Origin of the sequence: Pandoraea commovens (genome assembly GCF_024704525.1) — a bacterium.
GTDB classification, from domain to species: Bacteria; Pseudomonadota; Gammaproteobacteria; order Burkholderiales; family Burkholderiaceae; genus Pandoraea; species Pandoraea commovens.
Window position 1 is genome coordinate 1,392,328 of sequence record NZ_CP102780.1, and the last position, 24,342, is coordinate 1,416,669.

At 63.8% G+C, this 24,342-nt stretch carries 25 protein-coding genes; 19 read left to right on the forward strand and 6 right to left on the reverse strand.

Going from position 1 to position 24,342, the window contains the following annotated elements; genetic code table 11:
* Positions 1-134: 134 nt before the first annotated feature.
* A complete protein-coding gene (locus NTU39_RS06835) occupies positions 135-1,340 on the reverse strand; it encodes a cytochrome P450 family protein (RefSeq protein WP_257959542.1) in 1,206 nt (401 codons plus the stop codon).
* A 137-nt stretch (positions 1,341-1,477) separates the two neighbouring features.
* Between NTU39_RS06835 and NTU39_RS06840 the strand changes: the two genes are divergently transcribed.
* Complete coding sequence (locus NTU39_RS06840) at positions 1,478-2,179, forward strand: ArsR/SmtB family transcription factor (RefSeq protein ID WP_150665185.1); 702 nt, start codon at positions 1,478-1,480, stop codon at positions 2,177-2,179.
* Between the two features lie 73 nt (positions 2,180-2,252).
* Here the strand turns inward: NTU39_RS06840 and NTU39_RS06845 are convergent, their stop codons facing one another.
* From NTU39_RS06845 to NTU39_RS06860, 4 genes are all read right to left on the reverse strand, one after another.
* Positions 2,253-2,555: a DUF4148 domain-containing protein gene (locus tag NTU39_RS06845; RefSeq protein ID WP_150665184.1), complete on the reverse strand. Its 303-nt coding sequence runs from the start codon at positions 2,553-2,555 to the stop codon at positions 2,253-2,255.
* Positions 2,556-2,814: 259 nt separating this feature from the next.
* Positions 2,815-3,810, reverse strand: a complete 996-nt coding sequence (locus NTU39_RS06850; protein WP_257959543.1) for a hypothetical protein — start codon at positions 3,808-3,810, stop codon at positions 2,815-2,817.
* Positions 3,811-4,073: 263 nt separating this feature from the next.
* Positions 4,074-4,934, reverse strand: a complete 861-nt coding sequence (locus tag NTU39_RS06855; RefSeq protein ID WP_257959544.1) for an IclR family transcriptional regulator — start codon at positions 4,932-4,934, stop codon at positions 4,074-4,076.
* 55 nt (positions 4,935-4,989) lie between these two features.
* A complete protein-coding gene (locus NTU39_RS06860) occupies positions 4,990-6,147 on the reverse strand; it encodes an FAD-dependent monooxygenase (RefSeq protein ID WP_257959545.1) in 1,158 nt (385 codons plus the stop codon).
* Between the two features lie 493 nt (positions 6,148-6,640).
* On the opposite strand from NTU39_RS06860, the gene NTU39_RS06865 reads away from it, so the two are divergent.
* From NTU39_RS06865 to NTU39_RS06950, 18 genes are all read left to right on the forward strand, one after another.
* The gene (locus tag NTU39_RS06865) at positions 6,641-7,717 is read left to right on the forward strand and encodes a porin (protein WP_174984871.1); all 1,077 of its coding nucleotides are present in this window, start codon (positions 6,641-6,643) and stop codon (positions 7,715-7,717) included.
* Between the two features lie 312 nt (positions 7,718-8,029).
* On the forward strand, positions 8,030-8,899 hold the full coding sequence (locus NTU39_RS06870; RefSeq protein WP_150665179.1) for an ABC transporter ATP-binding protein: 870 nt from the start codon (positions 8,030-8,032) through the stop codon (positions 8,897-8,899).
* A gap of 44 nt (positions 8,900-8,943) precedes the next feature.
* Complete coding sequence (locus tag NTU39_RS06875) at positions 8,944-9,726, forward strand: ABC transporter permease (protein WP_150577656.1); 783 nt, start codon at positions 8,944-8,946, stop codon at positions 9,724-9,726.
* A 54-nt stretch (positions 9,727-9,780) separates the two neighbouring features.
* Positions 9,781-10,554 (forward strand): SDR family oxidoreductase, encoded by a 774-nt coding sequence (locus NTU39_RS06880; RefSeq protein WP_257960054.1) that lies wholly within the window; start codon positions 9,781-9,783, stop codon positions 10,552-10,554.
* 40 nt (positions 10,555-10,594) lie between these two features.
* Positions 10,595-11,152 carry a cupin domain-containing protein gene (locus tag NTU39_RS06885; RefSeq protein WP_039400236.1) on the forward strand — a complete coding sequence of 186 codons (558 nt, stop codon included), beginning with the start codon at positions 10,595-10,597 and terminating at the stop codon, positions 11,150-11,152.
* A 111-nt stretch (positions 11,153-11,263) separates the two neighbouring features.
* Positions 11,264-12,172 carry an alpha/beta fold hydrolase gene (locus tag NTU39_RS06890; protein ID WP_257959546.1) on the forward strand — a complete coding sequence of 303 codons (909 nt, stop codon included), beginning with the start codon at positions 11,264-11,266 and terminating at the stop codon, positions 12,170-12,172.
* A 49-nt stretch (positions 12,173-12,221) separates the two neighbouring features.
* Positions 12,222-13,100 carry an IclR family transcriptional regulator gene (locus NTU39_RS06895; RefSeq protein WP_174984868.1) on the forward strand — a complete coding sequence of 293 codons (879 nt, stop codon included), beginning with the start codon at positions 12,222-12,224 and terminating at the stop codon, positions 13,098-13,100.
* A complete protein-coding gene (locus NTU39_RS06900; RefSeq protein WP_257959547.1) occupies positions 13,097-13,912 on the forward strand; it encodes an SDR family oxidoreductase in 816 nt (271 codons plus the stop codon). The genes NTU39_RS06895 and NTU39_RS06900 overlap by 4 nt, the downstream gene beginning before the upstream one ends.
* A complete protein-coding gene (locus tag NTU39_RS06905) occupies positions 13,905-15,557 on the forward strand; it encodes a thiamine pyrophosphate-binding protein (protein WP_257959548.1) in 1,653 nt (550 codons plus the stop codon). Before NTU39_RS06900 ends, NTU39_RS06905 begins: the two co-directional genes overlap by 8 nt.
* Positions 15,550-16,368, forward strand: coding sequence for an aspartate dehydrogenase (locus NTU39_RS06910; protein ID WP_150577662.1), 819 nt, complete (start codon positions 15,550-15,552; stop codon positions 16,366-16,368). The genes NTU39_RS06905 and NTU39_RS06910 overlap by 8 nt, the downstream gene beginning before the upstream one ends.
* Positions 16,369-16,381: 13 nt before the next feature.
* Positions 16,382-17,878: an aldehyde dehydrogenase gene (locus NTU39_RS06915; RefSeq protein WP_257959549.1), complete on the forward strand. Its 1,497-nt coding sequence runs from the start codon at positions 16,382-16,384 to the stop codon at positions 17,876-17,878.
* Positions 17,879-17,964: 86 nt separating this feature from the next.
* Entirely contained in the window at positions 17,965-18,978 is a 1,014-nt protein-coding gene (locus tag NTU39_RS06920; RefSeq protein WP_150665174.1) for an ABC transporter substrate-binding protein, read from the forward strand.
* 18 nt (positions 18,979-18,996) lie between these two features.
* Positions 18,997-19,341: a hypothetical protein gene (locus tag NTU39_RS06925; RefSeq protein ID WP_150665173.1), complete on the forward strand. Its 345-nt coding sequence runs from the start codon at positions 18,997-18,999 to the stop codon at positions 19,339-19,341.
* Complete coding sequence (locus NTU39_RS06930; protein WP_150665172.1) at positions 19,341-19,559, forward strand: recombinase-like helix-turn-helix domain-containing protein; 219 nt, start codon at positions 19,341-19,343, stop codon at positions 19,557-19,559. Before NTU39_RS06925 ends, NTU39_RS06930 begins: the two co-directional genes overlap by 1 nt.
* A gap of 55 nt (positions 19,560-19,614) precedes the next feature.
* Complete coding sequence (locus tag NTU39_RS06935) at positions 19,615-20,646, forward strand: Rieske 2Fe-2S domain-containing protein (protein ID WP_150665171.1); 1,032 nt, start codon at positions 19,615-19,617, stop codon at positions 20,644-20,646.
* Positions 20,647-20,673: 27 nt separating this feature from the next.
* On the forward strand, positions 20,674-21,129 hold the full coding sequence (locus tag NTU39_RS06940) for a RidA family protein (RefSeq protein ID WP_257959550.1): 456 nt from the start codon (positions 20,674-20,676) through the stop codon (positions 21,127-21,129).
* A gap of 45 nt (positions 21,130-21,174) precedes the next feature.
* Positions 21,175-22,140, forward strand: coding sequence for a PDR/VanB family oxidoreductase (locus tag NTU39_RS06945; protein WP_150665169.1), 966 nt, complete (start codon positions 21,175-21,177; stop codon positions 22,138-22,140).
* Between the two features lie 46 nt (positions 22,141-22,186).
* Positions 22,187-23,158 carry a VOC family protein gene (locus NTU39_RS06950; protein WP_257959551.1) on the forward strand — a complete coding sequence of 324 codons (972 nt, stop codon included), beginning with the start codon at positions 22,187-22,189 and terminating at the stop codon, positions 23,156-23,158.
* A 114-nt stretch (positions 23,159-23,272) separates the two neighbouring features.
* On the opposite strand, the gene NTU39_RS06955 is transcribed toward NTU39_RS06950, so the two are convergent.
* Positions 23,273-23,818 carry a glutathione peroxidase gene (locus tag NTU39_RS06955; RefSeq protein ID WP_046291094.1) on the reverse strand — a complete coding sequence of 182 codons (546 nt, stop codon included), beginning with the start codon at positions 23,816-23,818 and terminating at the stop codon, positions 23,273-23,275.
* Positions 23,819-24,342: the final 524 nt, after the last annotated feature.

The following is a 24,342-nucleotide window of genomic DNA, read 5'->3' on the forward strand; positions in this document are numbered from 1 at the left end:
CGGCGGGACGCCGCGCAAAGCCTTGTGGGCAAAGGGGGGCGTGTCAATGAATCTTGTTTTATCAGATGAAATTAATATTTCGATAGATAAAACGAATTGCGCGGACCGCCGTCAACCGACTCAAAACACCAGGACTACACGGAAAACCGGGCGATGCGGATATTAACGAGCGGGTGGTACGCAGTGCCGCCTGCCAGCGACGCAAGGTCTTCGCCCCCTTGGCGTATTGCGTGAACGCCGACGGCGGCAATCGTGCTCGCGGGGGAGCGTCCCGGGCAGGCGTGGGCGCCGGTCCCGAAGGTCCATGCCACACCGTCCGGCATTGCGCTCGGCGGTGCGGACGCCAGCACGGCAAGAATGACGTCGCCCGGCGCCAGTGCCTGTTCGCAGATGACCGCGGGCGCGTGCAGAAAACGTCGTGTGTTCTGTACCGGCGGATCGAAGCGGATGACGTCGCTGACGGTCTTGATGGCGACACTGAGGTCTGCCGGATCTGCCGACGCGGGGGTGACATCGGCACTTCGTGCAAGCCGTCGGATGCTGTTGGCGACAAGACCGGCGCAGGCATCGTGGGTTTGTGTGAAGAGGCCGACGATGTTCGCCGTGAGGGCATTGAAGTCGATACTGTCGTTGTCTGCTGCGCGCCGGGCGACTTCTCGCAGCCAGGTGCCGGGGGCGGCGTCGTTGTCGAGCCAGCGAGCGGCACGCAGACGCAGCGCTGCGGCGGCGCGGTGTCCATGCGCCAGCACGTCGGCGCGCGGCAACGGTTTGCCAGCTTCGGCCATTGCCGCGACCAACGGCTGCACGTCTTCATGCACTTCGGTCCATTGTGCTGCGGGAACGCCCAGCCATGCCGCGAGGCCGTAGATGGGCTGACGAAAGACGAAGTCGTCGAGGCGGGCGGCGGGGGCGTCGCCGCGCGCGAGGTAGGCGTCGGCGCAGGCGGCCTGACTGGCGTCGTGCAGACGAACGAGCGTGTCCCGGTCGGCATGCAGCGTCGCAAGCTGCGCGTTGAGCCAAGGCTTCATCGCCGCGTGAGCGGGACCGTCGTTCATACGGACGAGCGCTCCAAACCACTCACCAGCAGGTCCGCCAACCAACGCGGCAGGCACCAAAGCCCCCGCCGGACGCACACCACAAGCCGGATGCCCCAATACCGCCGCCAGCGCCTCCGGTCCGGCAGCGACCCAGAGGCCAAGCGATGCGTCGAAGCCCAAGGGGCGCCGGGTGGCCAGCGACGCGTAGTACGGATAAGGATCGGGGTGCGTGACGGCCTCAAGCGCGTTCGCGGGAAAGCGGTTGTGCGGCTGCGTGGGCGATGCAAGGGTGGCGACTGACATGGCGAAGAGCCTCTGAAACGTGTCTCGATGGTGTCAAGGATGCGCCAAGAAGCGCCTGCCACGTTTCATCCTGTCCTGAACTGTTGAACGCGCCGTCGGACCTATACTGCGGACATATTCTTCAAAGGAGTCCTGACATGGACACTGCACGCGATGCCGCACCGGGCGTCAGTTCCCTCGCCGCGCTCCTTGCCGACGCTGGCCGCATGACCATGCTTTGGGCGTTGATGGATGGCTCTGCCCGTCCTGCCGGGGAGCTTGCGCTCGTTGCGGGGCTGTCCCCCTCCAGCGCCAGCGGCCACCTTGCCCGCCTCGTCGACGGCGGCGTTCTTGCGCAGGAGGCGCGGGGACGGCATCGGTATTTCCGCATCGCTACGCCGGAGACGGCAGCGGCCATCGAGGCGCTCGCCAGCGCTGTCCTGGCGACGCGGGAGCTTCGGCCGCGTCCGGTGCCGGTCAGCCGTGCGACACCGATCCCGCTGCGTCACGCGCGCACCTGCTACGACCATCTCGCCGGGGAGATTGCCGTCGACCTGTTTGCGCGGATGCACGCGCGTCGGTGGATTCGTATCGATGGAAGCGACGTGTCACTTACCGACGCAGGCACCGATGGCCTGATCGCACTCGGCGTCGATCTCACTCAGGCGCATGCGCGGCGCCGTCGCTTCGCTTGTACCTGTCCGGACTGGAGCGAACGCAAGCCGCATCTCGGCGGCGCTTTGGGGGCTGCATTGCTCAGCACTTATCTCGACGCCAAATGGCTCGAACCCACGCGCGAGGCGCGGGCGCTGCGCGTCACGCCGCTCGGCGAACGCAAACTGTCGGCCATCGCTGTCTGATTCCCGTAGACAAAGAGAAACACCCTGCCAAACTGCGCGGGGTGTTTCTTTTCAACTGGGGCACCACGGCCAATCAATTCCCTCGATAAGTCGAGTTCATCAGCGCGGTCGAGCCTTGCGCGTGAGCGCCTACCGGGTTGCCGTAGGTCTTGAGGACCGGGTACTGGCTATCGGTCTGGGTCAGCGAGCCTTGTGCGTCGATTAGTTCTTGCTTGACCTGAGCGCGCGGCACGGCGAGCTGTTCGCTATACACGCTCGATTGCCAGAAGAAGTTTTCGTTCGGATAACCGTTGCCGCCAGTGCCTGCGAACGCTGCCGGGGCAGCGGCTACAGCGAGGGTTGCGGCGATCATCAGATGAGAAAGAGTGCGGGTCATGGTTATTCTCCTGTCATTGCTTTTTTTGGGGTGGTCGGCCAGCTCGCTTTCGAGTCCGGCACCGCCTACGCCTCTAAGGTAGGACGACCACGTCGCAGGAGTAACCGCATGCGGCGCAACAATGAATTGCGAAGAATGAATCGGCTCGAAACCCTTGTCATATAAGGATTTCGAGTCGCTCGACAGTCAACGGGAATGTCGAGCGAAGACTCTAATGAAGATATTAATTAAAAGGAGTGCGACAGAACGTCGCAATGCATCAGAATTTGTACCCGACGCCCGCGAGGAAGATATCGCTGTCGCGGTCATAGCCGGTGACGACACGGTTCCACGAGATACGTCCGACCCAGTGATCGGCGAATCGGTAGGCGGCGCTCATCGTCAGCAAACCGGCGACGACGTTCTGTGCACCGTCCGCCGCACGGTTCTCCTTGTACTTATTCCACGTGACGTAAGGTCCGAAGCCCAGACCGAGGCTGAAGCGGTCGTCGGAGAAATCGTCCTTGATCCACACCTGCGCCGCGGCGCCCTGACGACTCCCGATATCGCTGTGTCCTTCGTTGATGAACGACACCGTGCCGTCGAACCACGGCCCGAAGCCGTGACGGTATTCGATGGCCTCCGCTGCCGCATTCTGCGAATCGAGGCTGTTCACGACGGATATTCCCGCCATCACAGACAGCACATCGCCCGTCGGCAACCCCGGCTTCGAACCGCCCGACAACGGGCCAGGTGACGACGGCTTCTCCAACTGATAGCCGACGCCGAGCAAATAGGTGACGGAATTCACACTCGACGGCGATTGCACGTAGTTGGCACGCGCCTGCACGTACCAGCGGCTTTCGAAGTACCACGTCGCCGCGACGGAGAACATTGCACCCCAGCCGTGATCGTCTTCGTAGCGGCGTCCGCGACTGCCCTGAACGGTGTCGTAATAGTGGTAGGGGCCGACGCCGACGGCGACATCGAATCGCCGGTCGAAGAGCGGCTGGTGCGCCCAGACCTGCACCGCGAAGCCGTCCCGGTGATGATCCGGCACGTGGCCTTCGTTCAACCACGTGAAGCTGGTCGCGAAATGCTCGCTCAGCGCCTGACGGTAATCGAAACCCCACGCATAGGTGTGCGCGTTGTCGTCGTTACGCGCGTTCATGCCGCCCGCGAACACGGTGGCTTCCTGTGCCTGCGCAAACGCCGAGGCACCACAAAGCACGCTGGCGACCGCCACGTGCTGCCATTTCAGAGAGTTCTTCGTCATTGGATTCGCCGCAAAGCGGGCTTCGACACACGCGGAATTGATGCGGCATGTCTGCGCCCGTTACAGAAAATCCTAGCAACCGAGACGGGGGATCAGGGGCTTTGAGAGGGGAAGGTAAGGCGAGAACCGCGTTACGGCGTGTTACGCGGCACGCCGTGGCAATGTTGGCGAGGGCACGATTTCCACCGACGTGTGGCGGTGTGTGGCAAGCGGTGTCGCCGTGAATGCCACGTGTTCAAAGGGATGACGTTGCTTGCGTGAACTCAGGTCCGTTCCGCCGCCGCGAGGAAAGCTGGCGCGTCTGCCAGTAATACGGCGAGATCGGCAGCGCCCGACTTCACAACGCGGGCCGTGCGCTCGCGTGTGACGGAATCGGTGCCGACGAGCGCCCGGGGACCGGCAACGCTCAGGGCTGCCAAGGGCCGACCGTGCGCGTCGAGTACAGCGGCGGCGCAGGCATCGATACCGGCTTCGAAGCCGTCCTGACTCCATGCGCAACCGGCTTCGCGGTCGCGGGACAACTGTTCATCGAGCGCCGCGTATGTCCGCGCGCTCTGCGCGGTTGCGGCGGCCAACGGCTCAGGCCCGAGCAAGGCCCGGCGGCGCTCGGTGTTCAGATGGGCCAACAACGACCGGCCCGGTGCCGTCAGATGCGCCGTGACGCGACTGCCCGCCCGGATGTTGCTCACCAGCGGCAGGGCCGGTGTTTCGCACAGGAGGTAGCGCACCTGTGCGCCATCGAGCACCGTGAGGTAGCTCGATAGTCCGGTCTCGCTCGTCACGCGAGTGAGCACGCGTCGTGCCGTGGCGAGATGGTCTTCGCCTGCGAGGGCGCTGGCGGCCAGCGTCAGAAATCCGAGGCCGAGCCGATGTCCGCCGTGCGGCAGTGGTTCCAGCACGCCCTCGTATTGCAGCGTTTCCACGAGACGCATGACCGTCACCCGGTTCACGCCGATGCGACGTCCGACGTCGCTGAGGTTCGCCGTCGAGCCGCCGTCCGCCACATAGCGCAACAGTTTGAGCGCGCGCATGACCGGCGTCACGAGACCCGTTTGCGCGGTGTCTTGCGCCTCAGTCTCAGGAGCGCCTGCGGCTGGCGTGTTGGCGGACGTTGCTTTGGTCATGCGTTCGAATCCCTTCGTCAAAATCGGACGGCGATGCTCGGAAGTCCTGACGGACTCAGGCGGCGAGCGGTACTTGCCAGGCGTCGTATTCGTAGACCCAGTCGGCGTTGCCGCCTTCCTTGAGCCACTGATTGCCGCGCGAGCCGATCTGCACGCGCGCGGTGCGTTCGCGACGCGCGGCTTCGTATCGTGCCAGTGCATTCGACAGCGTAGCTGCATCGGCGCCCGTACCGGCATCCGCGAGGTGGCGAGACAGTACCACAGCGTCTTCGATGGCCATGCCCGCGCCTTGCGCCATGAACGGCATCATCGGATGGCTCGCATCGCCCAGCAACGACACGCGATCGCGCGACCATTGCGGCAGCGGATCGCGCACGTAGAGCGCCGACTTGAGCACGCTGTTGCATGCGTCGAGCAGGGCGCGCGCTTCGCTGTGATAGTCGGCATACATGGCGCGCAGCTCGTGCACGTCGCCCGGCGCGGTCCACGATTCGAGCGTCCAGCTGTCTTGCGGCGTCGTGGCGAACACGAAGATGTCACGGCCGAGATTGAGCGGGAACGTCACGATCTGGCTCGACGGATTCGGTCCCCACCACTTGGTGAACGCACCGAGATTCGGCACGCCGCTCAGCTTCTCTGCGGGGACGACGGCACGGTATGCCACCACGCCGGTGAACTCCGGCGACTCCTGCCCGAACAGGCCACGGCGCACGACCGAGTGGATGCCGTCGGCGCCGATAAGTACGTCGACGTCGTCATGCGTGCCATCGGCGAACGTCAGACGGATGCTGCCGGTCTGCCCTGCGTCGGGCGCTTCGAAGGACACGAGCTTCTTCCCGAGTGCAATGGCTTCAGTCGGGACGGCTTGCTCCAGCGCTTGCAGCAAATCGGCGCGATGCATCGTGAGTTGGGGCGCGCCGTACTTCGTCTGCGCGGTCTGCGCCATTTCCAGACACGACGTCGTTTCGCCCGAATCCCACATGCGGCTGATGCGATGGCTCGGCTGCGCAGCCGTCTTGCGAAGCTCGTCGCCAACGCCCAGCCCGTCGAGTGCGCGCACGGCGTTTGGCGTCAGGTTGATGTCTGCACCGACGCGCGCGAACTGCGACGCCTGCTCGTACACACGCACTCGAAAACCTGCGCGGAGCAATCCGATGGCGGCGGCCAGACCGCCGATGCCGGCACCGTTGATGCCAATGAGGGGAGCTTGCATGGGGGACATCCTTTGACGAGCGTTTCGATGAATCGGAAAAAATAAAACGTTCAAATATGAACATGATGTTCAAATATTATTGTTTTTGATTCGATCGACCGCAAGCCTTCCTCGGGTAAATCCCGAGCAACCGCTGCAACGCCGGACGTCGACGTGCCGGGACTTGCGGCTACGTCGGCGGGACGTTTGGTGCCGCTATTCACAGGGACAGACGCACCACCGGTGAACCGACGCACGCGCGTTATCACGCCAATTTGCCGCCATCAATTCGTGCATCTCCGCTGCAAGCGACGAGAGTCTCCTGGCCTAAGCTTCGCTCAGTTGGTTTCATAAGTAATCCAACGTTTCACAGGTGGAACGTCACAAAACAAGCGTATTGGGTGCCGATGACCGGTGCCTGGTTGCGCTTTTGGTGGACGTATCCATCGTTCTCGAATCATCGAACGACAGGAGTTCACAGATGAAGCGGTTTCCGATGGGGCGGATCCCGGGCATGACGACGGTCGCGGCGGCAACGCTGCTGGCGCTCGGCGTGCCGGTCGCAGCACACGCACAGAGCAACGTCACGCTGTACGGCAGCATGGATGCCGGGGTGGCATTCGTGAACAACCAGGGCGGCAGTTCGAACTGGATTGCTCAGCAGGGCGGCTCGCAGCCGGACCGCTGGGGTCTGCGTGGCGTGGAAGATCTGGGCGGCGGCAATCGCGCCATCTTCTTGCTGGAAAACGGCTTCTCGACCCTCACGGGCAACACGATCAAGGCGGGGTCGATGTTCAACCGTCAGTCGTGGGTCGGCTTGCAGTCGGACAAGATGGGTACGCTCACCATCGGCCACATGACCACGTTCAACTTCGACTGGCTGGGCCCGTTCAGCACGGCCTATCTGGGCATGAACTGGTACATGTTCCACCCGGGCAACCTCGACGAACTCGCCAACACGTCCGTCGTGCAGGTCGATAACTCGGTGCGCTACGTCACGCCGGATTACATGGGCTTCAAGGCGGGCGCGATGCTCTCGTTCGGCAACAACACGAACTTCGCGAACGGTCGGAAGTGGAGTGCGGCGGCGAACTACACGAACGGTGGCTTCAAGGCATCGGCGGTCTACTCGAACGAGAACAACCGCACGCCGAACGTTGCGGCGCTCGGCGGTGCCACGTTCCAGGGCCAGCCGGTGGCGACCTACGCGGCATCGAACGTCGAGAACATGGGCGCGGGTGTGTCCTATGGCTTCGGGCCGTGGCTGCTGCACGCGCTGTACACGCGCGTGAAGCTTCAGTCCCCTGGCTACAACGACACCTATCAATCGTTCGACGCCGGTGTGAACTTCGCAACGAGCGTGCCGAACACGATCACTTTCGGCGCGGCCACGACCAACATGTCCGGCAAGCGCTGGACGCAGGTCAGCCTTGGCGACGTCTATGCGTTCTCCAAGCGCACGCAGGTCTACGTGAGCGGCGCGTACCAGCACGCGAGCGGCAACGGCGCGGTGACCGCGATCAACACGATCAGCCCGTCGTCGACGTCGAACCAGCTCGTGATCATGTCGGGCGTGCACCACTCGTTCTGACGCCGATCCGCGCTTTTACCTTTTTCACCCAGTGGTCTCTCTTGATGCGCCGGCCGGCTTTTGCCCGTCGGCGCTTTTTTTTTGCTCAAAACATCGCGGCTCCCCCGGAAAGCCCATGAATTCGGGTTTCCCCTAATCAAAAAACAATTTTGACTGCGGCCATCACTCCCTATAATTGATCCATAAGTAAATCAACGTTTCACATATGAAACGTGACGCGAAAAAGAAAGACAGGCTGGCAAGCCGTGCAAGCGAACCGTCGCCGCAGGCTGCCCGAGGCAAGTTGAACATCCAGAAACACGGTGGTTTCCCATGCTCAGGTCGATTCAGTTGAAGGACGCAAACGTAGCCGAGGCGTATGCCGGAGCGCGTGAGAAGCAGCCCGCAGCGGCACCGTTGCCGTTCGCTATCGAATATCGCGGCGTCACGCGTCGTTTCAAAAATCGCCAGGGCAAGGGCGAGATGACCGCCGTCTCGGACGTGTCCATCGGCATCAAGGCCGGTGAGTTCGTCTCGCTGATCGGCCCGAGCGGCTGCGGCAAGAGCACGCTGCTCAACATGGGCGCCGGTCTGTACGCGCCCAGCGAAGGGCAGGTGACGCTGGCCGGCAAGCCGGTGCGTGGCCCGTCGCAACAAGTCGCGTTCATGCTGCAAAAGGACTTGCTCATGCCGTGGCGTTCGATTCAGAAGAACGTCGAACTCGGCATGCAGATTCGCGGCCGCAGCAAGGCCGAGCGCGCCGAAGTCGCGAAGGCGTTGCTTGCACGTTGCCACCTCAAGGGATTTGAGAACCACTACCCGCACCAACTCTCGGGGGGCATGCGTCAACGCGCGGCACTCGCCCGCACGCTGGCTGTGGAGCCGGACGTGCTGCTCATGGACGAGCCGTTCTCGGCACTCGATGCGCAAACCAAGATGGTGCTTCAGCAGGATCTCGCGCAGATGCTCGCCAGTGAAGGCAAGACGGCGCTGATGATCACCCACGATCTCGCCGAAGCGATTGCGTTGTCGGACCGCGTGTTCGTGATGAGCGAGCGTCCCGGCACGATCATCGAAGAGATCACCGTCGATCTGCCGCACCGCGACAACCCCATCGAGCGCCGCAAGCAAGCGGGCATGAACGAGTACGTCGCGCATCTGATGGAACTGCTCAAGGTCGGTCGCGACGACCACCTCGGTTGATCGGCACTGGCTCGCACTTCGCACAAGACACTGGAATCTCCGCTATGAAATCCCTTTCCAAAACGCAACTGACCGCCGGTAGCTTCGTGCTGCTGTTGCTCTTCGCGGCCGTGTGGCAATGGGGCCCGACGGCGTTCGGCGTGCCCGAATTCGTGTTGCCCAAGCTGTCGTCGACGCTGGTCGAAGGCGTGCGCATGTTCCAGGTGGAAAACCTGTGGCTGCACATCGGCGTGACGGCGCTCGAAGTGATCGCCGGTTTTGTGATCGGCTCGGCGCTGGGCGTGCTGATCGGCGTGATCCTCGGTTTGTCGCCATCGACCGAAGCCATGCTCTCGCCGTACATCCTCGCGTTGCAGATCGCGCCGAAGGTCGCGTTCGCGCCGCTGTTCGTGATGTGGATGGGTTACACGATCTACCCGAAGATTCTCGTCGCGGTGCTGATCGTCTTCTTCCCCGTGATGATCAACGTGCTGGGTGCGGTGCGCTCGGTCGATCCCGACATGGTCAATCTGGTGCGTGCGCTGTGCGGCCGCCGCTGGCAGATCTTCCGCTTCGTGGAATTCCCGTCGGCCATGCAGGCATTGTTCGCCGGGCTGCGCATCGCGTCGACGCTGGCCGTGATCGGCGTGACCGTCGGCGAGCTGGTCGGTGGCGACCGTGGCCTCGGCTATCTGCTGGTGTACGGCGAAGGGCAGGGCAATACCGCAATGGTGTTCGTCGCGATTGCCGGGCTGACCGTCATCGGTATCGCGGCCTACGCGGCGGTGGTATGGCTGGAGCGTCGTGCACTGCATTACGTGCCGCGTGCGGCCATGAACATCGCCTGAGCGCCGGACTTCACAAGGAATCGAATCGTGAACGAACTGTCGACCCTTCCGGTGATGCCGCTCGATATCGACGCGCTGCCGCCGCTCGACGGCAAGAAGCTGCTGATCACCGGCGGTGCTCGCGGTCTTGGCGAAGGCTTCGTGCGTGCCGCCGTGGCGCGTGGTGCGCAAGTGACGATCGCCGACATCGCAGCGCATGCCGGTGAAGCGCTGGCTGCCGAATTGCAGGACGCCGGACATGGCGTGTCGTTCGTCCGTGTCGATCTGTCGGACCCCGCATCGGTGGAAGCTGCGGCGCAAGCGGCGGGCCAGCAGATGGGCGGCATCGACGGACTCGTCAACAACGGTGCGATCACCAACTCGGGCGGCAAGATGGCCACCGAGCTGAGCGTCGAGACGTGGGACGCCGTGATGAACGTCAATGTGCGCGGCACGTGGCTCATGACGATGGCTGCGCTGCCGTTCCTGCGCGCCTCGGGTCAGGGCCGCGTCGTGAACATCGCGTCCGACACGGCGCTGTGGGGCGCACCGCGCCTGCTCGCCTACACCGCCAGCAAGGGCGCGGTCATGTCGATGACGCGTTCGCTCGCGCGCGAACTTGGCCCGGACGGCATCACCGTCAACGCCATCGCGCCGGGGCTCGTCGAAGTCGAAGCCACGGCGTATGTGCCGGCGGCGCGCCATCGCCACTATCTGGAGGGACGTGCGCTGCCGCGCGCGCAGGTGCCGGACGACGTCGTCGGCCCGGTGCTGTTCCTGCTCTCCGACGCATCCCGTTTCGTGACCGGGCAGGTTCTGCCGGTCAACGGCGGCTTCGTCATGCCCTGACGAGCCACTCTCATTCGCAACGCCTTTCAGGAGTTAGATCATGGCGCAAGCCGACGCTAAAAACACCGCGACGCCGCAGGCCGTCGAGAGCTGGACGCAGACCGAAGGTCAGGCATTCGGCGATTGGCTGGAGACCCGCGTCGCCCGTTTCTCGACGCGCAAATACGACTGGGACGCCCTCAAGTTCCAGGCCGACTACGACCCGAAGTACCGCCGTGCGCAGATGCGCTACGTCGGCACGGGCGGCACCGGTGTGGCCAAGGACGTCAACACCGTGCCTGCCGGTCACTTCACGTTCTCCACGATGGTGATCCCGGCAGGCAACATCGGCCCGAGCCACATCCACATGGACGTCGAGGAAATCTTCTTCGTCATGCGCGGAAAGATGAAGGTGATCTGCGAGCGCGACGGTGAAACGTGGGAAGCGATTCTCGGCGAGCGCGATCTGATCTCGGTGCCGCCGGGCGTGTACCGCACGGAAATCAACATCGGCGACGAAGACGCGCTGATGTGCGTGATGCTCGGCTCGCAAAAGCCGGTCACGCCGACGTATCCGCCGGATTCGCCGCTCGCGAAGATCAAGCGCGAAATGAAGTAAGTCCGCAAAGAAAAGTCCGGTGTCCGTGTGTCGAATGCGCGCGCGGCATCGGCAGAAATTCACGCAGTCGGAAGTCTGCATCGAGTCCGTAAAAGTTAGACGAAAGCCGCCATGCAAGCCGAAGCCCATCAACACGAAGTGCCAGAAGACGATGTCGTCGCGCCCTTGCGCGCACGGCTGGACGCGTTTCCGTATCGCACAGTCGCCACGCGGGCGGGCACCGTCGGTTATCGCTGCGTGGGCACTGAGAACGACGCCGGTGTGCCGGTCGTGATGCTGCACGGCATCGGCTCCGGCGCGGCGTCCTGGTTGGCGCAGTTCGAAGCCACGGGGCTCGATGCAAAGCTGTACGCCTGGGATGCACCCGGCTACGGCGCGACGTCGAATGTCGCTGCCGCCGAACCGCATCCCGACGCCTATGCCGACGCCCTTGAAGCGTGGCTCGACACGCTCGGTCTGGATCGTGTGGCGCTGGTGGGCCATTCGCTGGGCGCGATCATGGCAACGAAGTTTGCAAGCCGCGCGCCGCAACGCGTGCGCGGCCTCTTTCTCTGCTCACCAGCCAATGGCTACGCCCGCGCCGATGCTGAGGTACGTCTGTCCAAGCGCGACAGCCGTCTGGCGATGCTCGACAAGCTCGGTCCCGCAGGCATGGCGCGTGAGCGAAGTGACAACCTCGTCGCGCCCGGCGCCGCCGATCTGCCGCGCGCGTGGGTGAAATGGAATATGTCGCGGGTGTTGCCGGTCGGCTACCGTCAGGCGACGCACCTGCTCTCGAATGGCGACGTCGCTGGCGAACTCGCACAGTACGTGAGCGCCAAGGCAGGTCCCGTTGCGGTGGCCGTGGGTGCGCAGGACGGCATCACGTCGCCTGCTGCTTGCGAGGTCATCGCGAAGGTCGCGGGCGTGCCGCTGCAAATCATCGACGGTGCAGGCCACGCGTCGTACATCGAAACGCCGGACGTTCTGAATGCTGCGCTCGCCGCGTGGCTCGAACGTGTCGCGGCAGGGGGGCGTTGAGATGGCACCGGCCACACCGAAGCGCGAAGCGCTCACCGAAGTCGACACGATGCATGACGATCAAAACGTCTCGCTCGATGGCGATGCCGTCGTCGAAGGCGCCGCCGAGTCCCGCTACCTCGTGCCGGGTCTTGAGCGCGGCCTGCGCATCCTCACGCAATTCTCGCCGCGCGAACCGGTGTTCAGTGCACCGGAACTGTCGCAACGGCTGGGCATTCCGCGTACGACGGTCTTCCGTCTGTTGCAGACGCTCGAAGCCATGGGCTTTCTTGAGCGCGCAGGAAGCGAAAAGAACTTCCGTCTGGGCGTGGCCGTGCTGCGTCTGGGCTTCGAATACCTCAGCTCGCTGGAACTGACCGACCTCGGCATTCCGATCATCGAGCGCCTGCGCGACGCGACCCAACTGACGTCGCACATCGTGATTCGCGACGGCCGCGACATCGTGTTCGTCGCGAAGGCGCAAAGCGTGGCGGGCGTCTTCAACTCGATCAAGGTCAACGTCGGCACGCGTTTGCCTGCGCACGCCACGGTGCACGGTCACGTGCTGATGGGCGATCTGACGCTCACCGAACTGCGTGCGCTCTATCCCGAGAAGACGCTGGAGAAATTCACGCCGCAGACGCCCGAGTCGCTGACCGAACTGTTCGAGCGCGTGCGCGAAGACGCCGAGCGCGGCTATGCCGTGTCGGCCTCGTCGTTCGAGCGCGGCATCAGCGTGGTGAGCGCACCGGTGCGCAACGACGTGGGCCGCATCTGCGCGGCCATCACGGTCACGATTCCGCGCGCCAATATCGACGCATCGATGCTCGACGCGGGCCTGATCGGTCAGGTGCGCGAAGCGGCCGATGCGCTCTCGCACCGTCTGAATTACCGCCCGGGCAGCGACGGCAAGTCCACCCCCTACATGAAGTCACTGGGACTCAAATGATCAAGATCGACCTTTCCTCGCGCGCAGCGCTGGTCACGGGCGGCACGTCCGGCATCGGGCTGGCGACCGCCGAGCGCCTGCTCGACGCCGGGGCCGCCGTCGCCATCTGCGGACGCAACCCCGAGCGGCTGGCGCAAGCCGAAGCGCATCTGCGCGAGCGTCATCCGCAGGCGCGTCTCATCGCCGCGCAGTGCAACGTGCTCGATGAGGGCGACGTCACCGCACTGGTCGAGCGCATCCGTGGCGAATTCGGTCGTCTCGACATGCTGGTGAACAACGCGGGCCAAGGGCGTGTGTCGACGTTTGCCGACACGACCGACGACGCCTGGCGCGAAGAACTCGAACTGAAGTACTTCAGCGTGATCCGCACCACGCGCGCCTGCCTGCCGATGCTGCGCGACGCCGCACGCGAGACGGGCGACGCCGCCATCGTCTGCGTCAACTCGCTGCTCGCGTTGCAACCGGAGCCGCACATGGTGGCGACGTCGTCGGCGCGTGCGGGCGTGCAGAACCTCGTGCGGTCGATGGCGGGCGAATTCGCGCCGGATGGCGTGCGCGTCAACGCAATTCTGATCGGGCTGGTCGAGTCGGGACAGTGGCGTCGTCGTTACGCCGCCGCGCAAGAGGCGGGCGACGGCAAGACGTGGTCGGAGTGGACCGGCGAACTCGCGCGCAAGAAGCAAATCCAGTTGCAACGTCTGGGCAAGCCTGAAGAGGCGGCCGCAGCGATCTTTTTCCTGGCTAGCCCGCAGTCGTCCTATACGACGGGCAGCCACATCGATGTTTCCGGAGGCTTGGCAAGACATGTCTAACAAAACCACCGTCGGCGAAGTCATCGCGGCGTTTCTCGAACAGTGCGGCGTGCAGACCGCATTCGGCGTGATCTCGATTCACAACATGCCGATCCTCGACGCCATCGCGCGCCGCGAAAATATCCGTTACGTCGGCGCACGCGGCGAAGCCGGCGCACTGAACATGGCCGACGGCCTATCGCGCGTGTCCGGTGGACTCGGTGTTGCGTTCACGAGCACGGGCACGGCTGCCGGTAACGCGGCCGGTGCGATGGTCGAAGCGCTTACGGCAGGCACGCCGGTGTTGCACATCACCGGGCAGATCGAAACCGAGTTCCTCGACCGCGATCTCGCTTATATCCACGAAGCCCCGGATCAGCTGAGCATGCTCAACTCGATCTCGAAGGCCGCCTACCGTGTGCGCTGCGTCGATACGGCGCTCGCGACGGTGCGCGAAGCGGTGCGCGCTGCGTTGACTGCGCCGACCGGGCCGGTCAGCGTCGAGATCCCCATCGACATTCAGGCCGCAGAAATCGAATGGCCGACCGATCTGTCTGCCCCACACATCGCCGTGCCGACGCACGACGACGCGCGCGTCGCTGCGCTGGCCGACAAACTGGCGTCGGCGCATCGTCCGCTGCTGTGGCTGGGGGGCGGTGCACGCGGCGCGGAAGCGGCCGTCAAGCGTCTGGTCGACATGGGCTTCGGCGTGGTGACGAGCGTGCAGGGTCGCGGCATCGTGCCGGAAGACCACGCGGCGACGCTGGGTGCATTCAACATCCACCCGACGGTCGAGAAGTTCTACAAGACGTGTGACGCGGTGCTCGTAGTCGGCTCGCGTCTGCGCGGTAACGAAACGCTCAAGTACAAGCTGGCGCTGCCGCGTCCGCTGTATCGCGTCGATGCCGACGGACTGGCCGACAACCGTGGCTATCGCAACGACCTTTTCATTCAGGGCGACGCGGCAAGCGTGCTGAATGCGCTCGCCGACCGTCTGCAAGGTCGTCTCTCGGTCGATCCGGCATTCCACGCTGACCTCGCTGCGGCGCGCGACGCTGCCGTGAAGCAAGTCGCTGAAGGCCTCGGCCCGTACCGTCAACTTGTGGCAGCGCTGCAAGGCTCGCTCGGTCGCGACTTCAACTGGGTGCGCGACGTCACGATCTCGAACAGCACGTGGGGCAACCGTCTGCTGAAGATCTTCTCGCCGCGCGCCGGGGTGCATGCACTTGGTGGCGGCATCGGTCAGGGCATGCAGATGGGCATTGGCGCCGCGCTCGCGGGTAATGCGAAGAAGACCGTCGCACTGTGCGGCGACGGCGGCCTGATGGTGAACGTGGGCGAACTCGCGACCGCTGTGCAGGAGAAGGCGCCCGTCGTGATTCTGCTGATGAACGATCAGTGCTATGGCGTGATCCGCAATATTCAGGATGCGCAGTACGGTGGCCGTCGTCATTACGTGCAACTGCATCAGCCGGACTTCGCCGCGTTCTGCGCGAGCCTGCAACTCAAGCACGAGCGCATTACGTCCATCGATCAGGCGGAAGGGGCCGTGGCCCGCGCCGTCGCTTACGACGGTCCGGTGCTGCTCGAAGTCGACATGCTGTCGGTCGGCAACTTCGCGTCGCATTTCGCCGGTCCGCCGGTTCGGGAGCCTGCGAATGCATGAATTGAATCATCGTCCGGTTGACGTCGCACTCATCGGCTTCGGCGCGATTGGCTCGAAAGTGTACGAAGCGTGCGCGAGCGATCCGTATCTGCGCGTGGGCCATGTGATCGTGCCGGAAGACGCTGCTGAGCGCGTGCGCGGCAGCGTGCGTGCGGGCACCGAAGTGGTGTCGTCGGCGCAAGCGCTCTCAAGCCGTCCGGACTTCGTTCTGGAATGCGCCGGACACAGCGCACTCTCGGGGCACGTCGTGCCGCTGCTCAAGTCGGGTGTCGACTGCGCGGTGGCGTCGATTGGCGCGCTTTCGGATACCGATCTGCTGGCAGCGCTGGAACAGGCGGCGAAGGATGGTGCATCGACCGTCACGCTGCTCTCCGGTGCGATCGGTGGCATCGACGCCATCGCCGCTGCTCGTGAAGGCGGGCTGGACGAAGTGCTGTACACGGGCCGCAAGCCGCCGATGGGCTGGCAGGGCACGCCCGCCGAGCAGGTCTGCGATCTCGCGACGCTCACCACAGCGACCGTGATCTTTGAAGGCAGCGCCCGGGATGCTGCGCGTCTGTACCCGAAGAACGCAAACGTCGCGGCGACCGTCGCCATTGCCGGGTTGGGACTCGACGCGACGCGCGTGCGTCTGATCGCCGACCCGACGAGCACGCGCAACGTGCATCACATCGCGGCGCGCGGTGCGTTCGGCGAAATGTCGCTGGAGATGTGCGGCAAGCCGTTGCCGGACAACCCCAAGACGTCGGCGCTCACCGCGTACTCGGCTATTCGCGCACTGCGCAACCGCGTCGCGAACTGTGTGATCTAGCAGGAAGAGAGTCATGAGCCATCAAGATTTGCTGCAAGGGTTTTCGAGCGACATTCTGGTCGGCGGCGAGTGGCGTCCCGGCACCGGCAAGCGCTATCAAAGCCTGTACCCGGCGGACGAAAGCGTAAATGCCGAGATCGCCGCTGCGGGTGCCGACGATGCCGTCGAAGCGGTCGAAGCCGCAGACGCCGCGTGGCGTCGTGCCGACTGGGCAGGCCTGAAGCCGCATCAGCGCGCAGCCGTGCTGCATCGTGTGGCCGACGGCATCACGCAACGCGCCGAAGCGCTCGCGCATCTGCAACGCCGCGACAACGGCAAGCCGATCAGCGAGACGCGCGCGCTGGTCGCGAGTGCGGCGGGCACGTTCCGCTACTTCGCCTCGTGCCTGGAGACGCTGGAAGAGACGCTCACGCCGTCGCGCGGCGACTTTCTGACGATGAGCGTGCATGAGCCGCTGGGTGTGGTGGCCGCCATCACGCCGTGGAATTCGCCGATTGCGTCTGACGCCCAGAAGCTGGCTCCGGCACTCGCCGCAGGCAACGCCGTGGTGCTCAAACCGGCGGAAGTCACGCCGCTCGCCTCGCTCGAACTCGGCCGCATCTGCGAAGCCGCCGGTGTGCCGCGCGGGGTGTTGTCGGTGCTGCCGGGCAAGGGCTCGGTCATCGGCGACATTCTCGTGCGTCATCCGAAGGTCAGGAAGGTGGCGTTCACCGGCGGCACGGAAGTGGGGCGCGGCATCGCGCGTCTCGCCGCAGAGAAGCTGATGCCGGTCTCGCTCGAACTCGGCGGCAAGTCGCCGACCATCGTGTTCGAAGACGCCGACATCGATCACGCTGTGGCCGGTGTGCTCTACGGCATCTTCAGTTCGTCGGGCGAGTCGTGCATCGCAGGCTCGCGTCTGTTCGTTCACAAAGCGATCTTCGACACGTTCGTCGAGCGTCTGGTTGCCGGTGCGAAGCAATTGCGCGTGGGCGATCCGCTGCGTGAGGACACGCAGATGGGGCCGCTCGTGACGTCGTCGCATCGCGACTCCATCGAGCGCTACGTCGCTATCGGGCTGGAAGAGGGCGGTCGACTGCTGTGCGGCGGCGAGCGTCCTGCGGGCGACGGTCGCGAGAAGGGCTACTTCTATCAGCCGACGATCATCGCGGGCCTGACGAATCAGGCGCGCATGGTGCAGGAAGAGATCTTCGGGCCGGTGCTGGCCGTGCTGCCGTTCGAGAACGAAGCCGATCTGCTGGCCGAGGCCAACGACAGCGTCTACGGGCTGGCCGCCGGTATCTGGACGCGCGACTTCAAGCGTGCGTGGCGGGTGGGCCGTGCGCTGGAGACAGGCACCGTCTGGATCAATACCTATAAGCAGTTCTCCATCTCGACGCCGTTCGGCGGCTGGAAGGAGAGCGGTATGGGCCGCGAGAAGGGGCGTCTGGGACTGCTGGAATACACGAATCAGAAGAGCCTTTACTGGGGCCTGAACGAGAACCCGCTCGCCTGGGCGGGTCGGGTCTGACGTAGGTGGCAGAAGTAGGCAATGACAGTGGCAAGCCGCGATGCACGGGGCATCGCGGACATCCGAAACTTGAGCGAGGCAAAGATATGTTGTCGATTTTCCGTGCATCGTTGGCGCGTCGCGCCTTTCTGACGGCGGGTCTGTGTGCCGTGGCGGGACTCAGCGGCGTCGCCGCACCGGTGATGGCGCAGCAGCCTGCGACGCAGCAGATCACCTATCTGCTCCCGGCCCCGGCGAACCTGCCGGCCTTCGCGCCGTTGATGCTGGCCGAGAAGAAGGGCTACTACGCGGCAGAAGGCCTGTCGGTGCGCTGGCTGACCGTGCAGGGCGGCGCCGACGTGGGCAAGCAGCTTGCGTCCGGTAACGGCGATCTGGGCGGCGGTCTGGGTGATACGCCGATCGTGCTGCGTCCGAACGGCATTCCCATCAAGGGGGTGGCGCTGCTTGGTGGCCGCACGCTGCACCAACTGGTCGTGCGCGATGACGCCAACATCAAGTCGCCCGCCGATCTGAAGGGCAAGACGATCACCGTGCTGGCTTATCAGGACACCGGCTTCTACGCGACGCTCGGCCTGCTCGCCTCGGCCGGTCTCACGCGTAACGATGCGCGCATTCAGGGCGCAGGCCCGGCGGGCGTCTGGCAGCAGGTGGCGACGGGTAAGGCGGAAGCGATGGTCGGCACGCCGGAGTGGGCGCAGAACATCGAAGACGCTGGCGTGAAGATCACGATGACGTCGACCGACAAGTATTTCCCGGGCATGGCGCAGGCGATTCTGGCTTCGGACAAGACGATCGCCGAGAAACCGGAGATGATCCGCAAGTTCGTGCGCGCGACGATCAAGTCGGTCGCGGAAATCATGCGCGATCCGGCGGGCGCTGCGAAGGAATACTGCGCCGCCGTGCCTGCTTACAAGGGTAAGGAAGCCGAGATCGAGAAGATCCTCACGTACTACGCCCGCAATGTGTATCCGGGCCAGCAACGTCTGGGCGCGTTCGATCCGGCACGTGTGACGAAGTTGCAGGACTTCTACGCACAAGAGAAGGTCATCCGTGAGAAGTCCAAGCCGGAAGACCTGTTCACCAACCAGTTCGTGCAGTAAGCGACAGGCGAGAGAGCAATGAGCGAAACCGCACCGGGCGCCGCCCAGCCCGAGACCATGATGCTGACGGTGTTCCTGCGTCACGATCAGTCGAACAATCTCGAGGATTTTCAGGAGCGTCTGAAGGCGGCCGAATGGTGGGAGCGATTCCCGCCCGCAGGCGTCAAGGTGGTGTCGTGGACCGTGGCGATGGGCTTCGGCCAGATCGTCACGCTGGAACTGCCGCCGCATTTGCTGCCGGTCGTGAACGTGGAACTGGAACGCTCGGCCTGGGGCGTGTTTCGCACCGAATGCTATCCGACGTACGACTTTGTACCCGTGCACGCGCGTATTCGCGAGCGGGTACGTAATGGAGGGAAGTGATGGACCGTTATCTGGAACCGCATCAAGCGCGTCGTCATGAGCCGACGCAATACGAAAGCCTGCTGGGCGACGCCATCGAGCGCGCCTACGCGTCGGGCACGCACGATCTGGCGGGCCTCGTGGCCTACCTGAATCGCACCGGCCCCGGCCCGCAGGAAGGCGACTTGTGGACGGAAGACGTCTACAAAGCGCAGATCGCACGACTGGCCGAAGAGTAAAAACATTACATAGCGCGATGGCCGCTTGCGCGGCGCTCGCGATGGAGGTCCCCCCATGACTACGCAACAACCTATCCTCACCGCCGACGCCGTGCTTGAGCGCGGCCTGAAGAATCTCTGGTACCCGATTTGTCCGTCGCACATGATCGGCCGCGAGCCGGTCTCGCTGCGCCGTCTGGGCAAGAAGCTCGTGTTCTGGCGCGATCAGGACAACAAGGTGCATGCCCTCGACGATCACTGCCCGCATCGCGGCGCGCCGCTCTCGAAGGGCATCGTGATGGGCGACCGCATCGCCTGCGGTTATCACGGCGTGCAGGTGCGTTGTGACGGCACGGTCATGCGTGTGCCGGGTAGCCCGGGTTGCAAGCTCGAAGGCTCGCGTCCGACGCAGGCGTATCACATCGTCGAGCGTAACGAGGCGATCTGGTTGTACAACGCCACCGAGAACATCGAGACGCCGCCGCCGCTGGTGCTGCCGGAAGAACTCGACGCCGACGGCGAATTCTCGTCGTTCCTCTGCTACACGGAGTGGAAGGGCGATTACCGTTACGTGCTCGATAACGTGATGGACCCGATGCACGGCACGTATCTGCACAAGCAATCGCACTCGATGGCCGAGGGCGACAACACGGCGGCATTCCGCATTCGCGATACCGACCGTGGCTTCGTGTTCGAGAAGGAAGGCCAGCGCGATGTGAACTTCGACTGGACCGAATGGGCCGACACGGGCACGCACTGGATGCGTCTCGAGATTCCGTATCCGAAGACCGGTGGCCCCGGAGGTAACTTCGTGATCGTGGGCAGCTATACGCCGATCTCGCCGACGCTGGCCGCCGTGTTCCACTGGCGCTGCCGCAAGCTCGACGGCTGGCAGCGCGACACGTGGCGCTTCCTGTATCGCAATCGTCTGGAAGCACGTCACTGGAACGTGCTGGAGCAGGACCGAGTGATGCTCGAAGACATGGAGCCGGACGCCAACCAGAACGAACATCTGTATCAGCACGACATGGGCATCGTGCGTCTGCGTCGCCATCTGAAGAATCTGGCGAAGGCAGAGCTCGAGCGCATGCAGCCGGGTAAGGCGTAAGCCGTCGGCAACTTCATGGACGCGATCATGCAAAACCTTTCCGCTATCAAAGCCGAACGCATTCGTGCGCAAGCCGTGCCCGATCTCGCGACGGCTACGTGGAGCAACGGCATCCGGTTCGGCAACGAAATCCTGATGTCGGGCATGACCGCGCATCCGGCCACGCGCGATGCGGAAAAGCCACTCACGACCTATGAGCAGACGCTGGTGGTGCTCGGCAAGATCCGCGCGCTGGTCGAGGCCGGTGGCGGACGACTGGCGAACGTCTACAAGCTTGTGGTGTACGTGACCGATATCGCCGATAAGGACGAAGTCGGTCGCGCCCGCCGCGAGTTCTTTGCGGACGTGGCGGCGAACGGCGGCGCGTATCCGTGCTCGACGCTCGTCGCGGTCAGCGGTCTGGTGTTTCCGGAACTGCGTGTGGAGATCGAGGCGTTTGCGCGTCTCGACATCGATTTGTCCGTCGCGGCCATCGCAGGTTAAGCCGGGTGGACCTCAAGAAAATCAGCAACATCAGAGAGCGGCGTTATGAGCAAGTCAACCCTGTCGGCAATGGTGCGCACGCTTCGTTATGAGGCGGCGGGCATCATGAGCATCGAACTCGTGCCTGCGGCGGACAGCAGCACGCCGTTTCCGGAATTCACGCCCGGCGCGCACATCGATCTGCACCTGCCGAGCGGGCTGGTGCGGAGTTACTCGCTGGTGAACACGCCGGGTGAGGAAAACCGCTACGTGCTGGGCATTCTGGCCGACCCGAAGAGTCGCGGCGGCTCACGCTTCATTCACGACAACTTCCGCGTCGGCATGACGCTAGAGATCTCGGCGCCGCGCAATCACTTCGAACTGGACGAGACGGCGGTGCATTCGGTGCTGGTCGCAGGCGGTATCGGCGTGACGCCGATTCTCTGCATGTATCGGCGTCTGCGCTCGCTCGGTCAAAGTGTCAAGCTGATGTATTGCGCGCGCACGGCGCCGCAAGCGGCGTTCGTCGAAGAGTTGAATGCGCTCGGTGGCGATGTCACCTATCACTTCGACGATCAGCACGACGGTAAGCCTGCGTCGCTCGCGGCGTTTCTGGCCGATCAGCCGACGGGCACGCATGCTTATTGCTGTGGCCCGGGCGTTATGCTCGATGCCTTCGAAGCCACGTGTGCCGAAGTGGGCATCGCTAATGTTCACACCGAACGCTTCGCCGCCGCACCGGACGCGCCGCCGCCCGCGACGTCGTCGGGCTATGTCGTAAAGCTTGCGAAGTCCGGCAAGGAGCTTGCCGTGCCCGCCGGCGCGACGCTGCTCGACACGCTTCTGGCGGCGGGCATCGACGCTGAACATAGCTGCATGGAGGGTATTTGCGGTGCATGCGAAACCCGCGTGCTCGACGGCTGCCCCGATCACCGCGACTCGGTGCTGAGCGCGTCCGAGCGTGCTGAAAACAAGGTCATGATGATCTGCGTGTCCGGTTGCAAGGGTGAGCGTCTGACGCTTGATCTCTGAGCGCTCCCTCCATTTATTCAAGACTTCCGATTTTCCCGAGACTGTCATGACGATTCTGGGCATCGAGCAAATTACCTACGGGGTCACCGACCTCGACACCTGCCGCCGGTTTCTGGCCGACTGGGGCCTGACTGAGGTCGCCGCCGACGCTAATGGCGTGCGCTTCGAAACGCTTAACGGCGGCCGTGTGCTTGCCGTGCGTCACGACGATCCGTCGTTGCCGCCCGCTATGGAGGAAGGGCCGACGCTACGCGAAGTGACGTGGGGCGTGACGAGCGCAGACGAAGTGGCTGCCATCGCCGACCGTCTTGCCGATCAGCCGGGTTACTTCTTTAGGGATGGTGCGACGGGCTGCATCGACCCGAACGGTCTGGCTGTTCGAGTCGAAGTGACTGCCAAGCGCGCGCTGGACGTGCAGGGCGCACCGACGAATCCGTGGGGACTCCCCGCGCAGCGCGTGAATACGCCGAGTCCGGTGTACGAGCGTGCGCAGCCGATTGAAGTCGGCCACGTGGTCTTCTTCACGAACGCGCTCGCCGCCACGCAGAAGTTCTACGAGGACAAGCTCGGTTTCGAGCTGTCGGACCGTTATCCGGATCGCGGCGCGTTCATGCGTTGCGCGCCGCACGGCGGCCACCACGACCTGTTCCTGCTGGCATTGCCCAATGGCAAGCGCGGGCTGAATCACGTGGCGTTCACTGTGCGCGACATCCACGAAGTGTTCGGCGGCGGTATGCACATCGACCGCTGCGGCTGGGAAACGCAGTTGGGGCCGGGCCGTCACCCGATTTCGTCGGCGTATTTCTGGTACTTCAAGAATCCGTGCGGCGCGCTCATCGAGTATTACGCCGACGAGGACATCCTGACGCCGGAATGGCAGCCGCGCGATTTCGAGCCGGGGCCGACGGTGTTCGCCGAGTGGGCGGTGGATGGCGGGCTGGACGGCAATACGCGTCGCCAGAAGAAGGGTGGTGAAGCGCCGACCGGCAAGTTCATGACCGATACGGCCAAGCGCTAAGTATGGGCAGAGAGTTGTAGCAGCGCGTCGAATCCGGGGGGAAACGACGCGGCATGAGGGGGCATGCGTAGCGCATCGCCCCCTTTTGCGTTTTTACGCGGCGCGCACGCGTAATTACTTCGCGAGTTCGGCGTCGATGGCGGCGACCAGACGCGGGTCGTCGGCTTTGACGTCCGGCGAGAAGCGGGCCACGACCTGACCGTTGCGGCCGATCAGGAACTTCTCGAAGTTCCACAGCACGTCGGCGGGGTTGTCGCGCTCGACACCGAAGCCCTTCAGACGCTCGCGGAACGGGCCTTCGCCGGTGGCTTCCGGCTTGGCGTCGACCAGTGCGCTGTACAGCGGGTGACGGTCGTCGCCCAGCACCGAGATCTTGGCGAACAGCGGGAAGGTGACGTTGTATTGCGTGGTGCAGAAGTCGAGGATCTCGGCGTCGGTGCCCGGCTCCTGACCCTTGAAGTTGTTGGCGGGGAACGCCAGCACTTCCAGGCCTGCGGCGCGTTTGTCTTCATACAGACGCTCCAGCCCTTCGTATTGCGGCGTCAGACCGCACTTCGATGCGACGTTCACAACCAGACGCACCTTGCCTGCGTAATCGCCCAGCGACGCGGCGGCGCCGTCGTTGCGATTGACGGCGATGGTTTCGATGTTCGTGCTCATGCGTGACTTCCCGGAAGACGCGGCCTAGGTGCCGCAAACGCCAATGAGTTTAGCCCAATGCGTATGGGTTCGCTGGCGGCCAGGCCGTGCCGGGTCGTCGTATCGTCAAAATCGGATACGGACACCCGCGATGTAAGTTGTCCGTAAGAGTTAATGGAATGTATATCGGTATGCAAAGCAAGTTAATTCGGGATAAGTCATTGAATTGTCTGAAAAATGATAAATATTTATAGGTTTTATAAAATGGTCGGCACGGTGGCGATGCTTGTCGATCGCGTTGAGTCAAAACAAATTCAATAAAATCAACGGTGTTTCTGAGTTGTGACGTTTATCGATTGACAGTCGGGTAAGCGTATGAAAGGATTCGCTTGATCAAAAATTACGATAAATAACAAGCGCAGTCGGCTTGCAAAAAATACCGGGGTAGTCCGAATGGTTCGTGCCGCTTCTCGCCGCAACGGTGCATCTGTGTTTCGCACAGATCGTTCAATCACGTCGCTCATCGGGCGAACGGGCTCATCCCC

What these genes read in the sequence shown, in the direction of transcription:
- NTU39_RS06900 (WP_257959547.1), top strand. Translation starts at nt 13,097, where the DNA reads ATGATCAAGATCGACCTTTCCTCGCGCGCAGCGCTGGTCACGGGCGGC.
- NTU39_RS06895 (WP_174984868.1), top strand. Translation starts at nt 12,222, where the DNA reads ATGCATGACGATCAAAACGTCTCGCTCGATGGCGATGCCGTCGTCGAA.
- NTU39_RS06860 (WP_257959545.1), bottom strand. Translation starts at nt 6,147, where the DNA reads ATGCAAGCTCCCCTCATTGGCATCAACGGTGCCGGCATCGGCGGTCTG.
- NTU39_RS06955 (WP_046291094.1), bottom strand. Translation starts at nt 23,818, where the DNA reads ATGAGCACGAACATCGAAACCATCGCCGTCAATCGCAACGACGGCGCC.
- NTU39_RS06845 (WP_150665184.1), bottom strand. Translation starts at nt 2,555, where the DNA reads ATGACCCGCACTCTTTCTCATCTGATGATCGCCGCAACCCTCGCTGTA.
- NTU39_RS06950 (WP_257959551.1), top strand. Translation starts at nt 22,187, where the DNA reads ATGACGATTCTGGGCATCGAGCAAATTACCTACGGGGTCACCGACCTC.
- NTU39_RS06880 (WP_257960054.1), top strand. Translation starts at nt 9,781, where the DNA reads ATGCCGCTCGATATCGACGCGCTGCCGCCGCTCGACGGCAAGAAGCTG.
- NTU39_RS06925 (WP_150665173.1), top strand. Translation starts at nt 18,997, where the DNA reads ATGAGCGAAACCGCACCGGGCGCCGCCCAGCCCGAGACCATGATGCTG.
- NTU39_RS06905 (WP_257959548.1), top strand. Translation starts at nt 13,905, where the DNA reads ATGTCTAACAAAACCACCGTCGGCGAAGTCATCGCGGCGTTTCTCGAA.
- NTU39_RS06850 (WP_257959543.1), bottom strand. Translation starts at nt 3,810, where the DNA reads ATGACGAAGAACTCTCTGAAATGGCAGCACGTGGCGGTCGCCAGCGTG.
- NTU39_RS06940 (WP_257959550.1), top strand. Translation starts at nt 20,674, where the DNA reads ATGCAAAACCTTTCCGCTATCAAAGCCGAACGCATTCGTGCGCAAGCC.
- NTU39_RS06945 (WP_150665169.1), top strand. Translation starts at nt 21,175, where the DNA reads ATGAGCAAGTCAACCCTGTCGGCAATGGTGCGCACGCTTCGTTATGAG.
- NTU39_RS06835 (WP_257959542.1), bottom strand. Translation starts at nt 1,340, where the DNA reads ATGTCAGTCGCCACCCTTGCATCGCCCACGCAGCCGCACAACCGCTTT.
- NTU39_RS06890 (WP_257959546.1), top strand. Translation starts at nt 11,264, where the DNA reads ATGCAAGCCGAAGCCCATCAACACGAAGTGCCAGAAGACGATGTCGTC.
- NTU39_RS06855 (WP_257959544.1), bottom strand. Translation starts at nt 4,934, where the DNA reads ATGACCAAAGCAACGTCCGCCAACACGCCAGCCGCAGGCGCTCCTGAG.
- NTU39_RS06920 (WP_150665174.1), top strand. Translation starts at nt 17,965, where the DNA reads ATGTTGTCGATTTTCCGTGCATCGTTGGCGCGTCGCGCCTTTCTGACG.
- NTU39_RS06935 (WP_150665171.1), top strand. Translation starts at nt 19,615, where the DNA reads ATGACTACGCAACAACCTATCCTCACCGCCGACGCCGTGCTTGAGCGC.
- NTU39_RS06875 (WP_150577656.1), top strand. Translation starts at nt 8,944, where the DNA reads ATGAAATCCCTTTCCAAAACGCAACTGACCGCCGGTAGCTTCGTGCTG.
- NTU39_RS06870 (WP_150665179.1), top strand. Translation starts at nt 8,030, where the DNA reads ATGCTCAGGTCGATTCAGTTGAAGGACGCAAACGTAGCCGAGGCGTAT.
- NTU39_RS06885 (WP_039400236.1), top strand. Translation starts at nt 10,595, where the DNA reads ATGGCGCAAGCCGACGCTAAAAACACCGCGACGCCGCAGGCCGTCGAG.
- NTU39_RS06840 (WP_150665185.1), top strand. Translation starts at nt 1,478, where the DNA reads ATGGACACTGCACGCGATGCCGCACCGGGCGTCAGTTCCCTCGCCGCG.
- NTU39_RS06930 (WP_150665172.1), top strand. Translation starts at nt 19,341, where the DNA reads ATGGACCGTTATCTGGAACCGCATCAAGCGCGTCGTCATGAGCCGACG.
- NTU39_RS06915 (WP_257959549.1), top strand. Translation starts at nt 16,382, where the DNA reads ATGAGCCATCAAGATTTGCTGCAAGGGTTTTCGAGCGACATTCTGGTC.
- NTU39_RS06910 (WP_150577662.1), top strand. Translation starts at nt 15,550, where the DNA reads ATGCATGAATTGAATCATCGTCCGGTTGACGTCGCACTCATCGGCTTC.
- NTU39_RS06865 (WP_174984871.1), top strand. Translation starts at nt 6,641, where the DNA reads ATGACGACGGTCGCGGCGGCAACGCTGCTGGCGCTCGGCGTGCCGGTC.